Here is a 2217-nt window from a genome sequence, read left to right as displayed (position 1 = left end):
GGTATTAGCCAAGCAGTAGTGGTTGAAGCAAGAAGCTCCGGCTTCTATAAGTCGGAGTAGTTCACTACATCAAAAAAACGCTCAGCCTTCGATTAAGACGTATATACAGTCATTAATCCGTAATAAGTATCTCGAAGACGAGCGTTATATTATTAAATGGAATCTGATATTGCCTTTTTATTTCTTTTACTTTGAATAATAAGTATTACAATACCTAAAGCTGCCGTAAATATGGCAATAAACTGTGAAGTTGATAATGTTCCGACTGCTCCTCTCGGATCGTCTCTTAAGAATTCAATCGCAAATCTTCCGACACTGTATAATATAATATAAAGACCGGCTATTAATCCCTTAAATCCTTTTCCTGATTTATTATTGTATCCGGCAACGGCAATAAGAATAAAAAATATGGCAAAATCTCCTATGGAAGAATATATCTGTGTAGGTATGAGAGCCGTTCCGCTCGGAGCAAGTCCCGTATCAGGGAAAACAACGCCCCACTCATGGTCATGAGCCTCTCTTCCGTAACAGCAACCCGCAAAGAAACATCCTATTCGTCCAAATCCCTGTGCCAATGCAACTTCCGGAATAATAAGGTCAAAATATTCAAAAAAAGAAACTTTCTTTGCTTTTACATATATAAATGCACAGATTACTCCGGTTATAAGGCCTCCGTAAACAACAAATCCCTCTGAACGAATTAATGCTCCTAACGGATCCCTGACAGTATCTTCCCACTCAACAATCATGTAGAGAAGCTTCCCTCCGGCAAAACCCGTAATTCCGCCTATGATACCTGCTATCCAAGCTATATTACTGTTAAGCTTTAATTGTTTGGCTCTGAATTCAAGTACAATAAATGCAACAACAATTCCGATTCCAATCATAAGGCCATATCCGTGTATAGGTATGTTTCCTATGTTGAAAAGCACAAAATGCATAGTTTTTCTCCTACTTGTTTTTACAATTTTAATATGTTAATATCTACATGATAAATGATTATATCATTTATATCAATATCATATACTCTGCACCCTAATCAGGTGTGGTATCCGGTCACACCCCCTCAGTGACCATCTTGCTAAATCAATGGGCTTTAATCCCATTGATTTTTTTTTGATTTTTTATCAATTTTTTATTATTTAATATAAAAACGAATTAAAATAAAAACAGCCGAAACCGGCTATGCCGATTCCGACTGTCTTATAAGACTTTTAAGTCATTAAGGTTATTAATGTTTCTTTCTTCCTGCAACGGCAGCGGCACTTATAATGCCTGTTGCGGAAATTGCAATCAATACATAGTAGATCATATTGTTACTATGATCGGCTGTGTCTACCTTTTTGTCACTCTTGTTATTTAAATTATTATTGGAGTTATTATCTGTATTGTCTTTGTTTCCGCCGTTTTCACCGTTGTTTTCCTTAACTTTATGAACATTAACCAATACTTCACCTTCATATACAACATCCTGAGATGATGAATATCCCGCAATATCATCTTCGGTTATACCGTAAACAATAATGTTGCCGTTCTCATATTTCAGAACATCGGAATAAGTGACAGTATATGTTCCGTCATTGTTATCAACAACTTCAGCCGTTACTCCGTCAACCTCAGTACCGTCGGCAAGCAAATGAAGCTTGGAAGCGAATTCATCCGCACCAGGTCTTACTCTGTCCTGATCGTTGTTGTCATCCCACTTCTTTGTTACAACTACGTTTGTTCTCTCAGGAGTATGGGTATTGGTAATTACTCCTCCGTTGAGCGCCGTGTTGTTGTCTGTTGTATATCCGCTTACGGCATCCTCTTTTACACTGTATGTTATAGGCGTGCCTGCCGCGTTCTTTGCAAGATTTGTGTATTTTACGGTATATGTTCCGTCGTTGTTGTCAACAACGCTCGGTACAACTCCCGTTACTTCTGTCTCGCCGTTCATCAAATGAAGTTTTGATGCAAAGTCATTTGCACCCGGTCTGATTCCGTCTCTGTTGTTATCATCAATCCAGTTCTTTGTAACCGTAATATCAATAACTTCAGGAGTATGAGTATTGGTGATTGTCTCACCGTTCTTTGCTGCGGTTTTGTCTGCCGTATAGCCGTCAACGCTGTCTTCACTTATTGTGTATTCAATGGCATTTCCGTCTTTGTTCTTTTGTAAGTTGGCATACTTAACCGTATATGTTCCGTCATCGTTATCAATAACTTCTGCAGTTA

General features: G+C 38.2%; 2 protein-coding genes. Both read right to left on the bottom strand.

Going from position 1 to position 2217, the window contains the following annotated elements; translation table 11 throughout:
* Positions 1–152 precede the first annotated feature (152 nt).
* Positions 153–941: a prolipoprotein diacylglyceryl transferase gene (gene lgt / locus ACYQ1N_RS07545; RefSeq protein WP_459834507.1), complete on the bottom strand. Its 789-nt coding sequence runs from the start codon at positions 939–941 to the stop codon at positions 153–155.
* A gap of 290 nt (positions 942–1231) precedes the next feature.
* On the bottom strand, positions 1232–2217 hold a 986-nt coding region (locus ACYQ1N_RS07540; protein WP_459834505.1), incomplete at its 5' end, for a Cna B-type domain-containing protein.

The sequence above is a fragment of the Howardella ureilytica genome (genome assembly GCF_054657495.1).
Note: the sequence above shows the minus strand (reverse complement) of the source record. Positions and strands in the feature narration are given on the sequence as shown.

Coding starts and splice junctions, on each gene's coding strand:
- lgt (WP_459834507.1), bottom strand. CDS start 941: ATGCATTTTGTGCTTTTCAACATAGGAAACATACCTATACACGGATAT.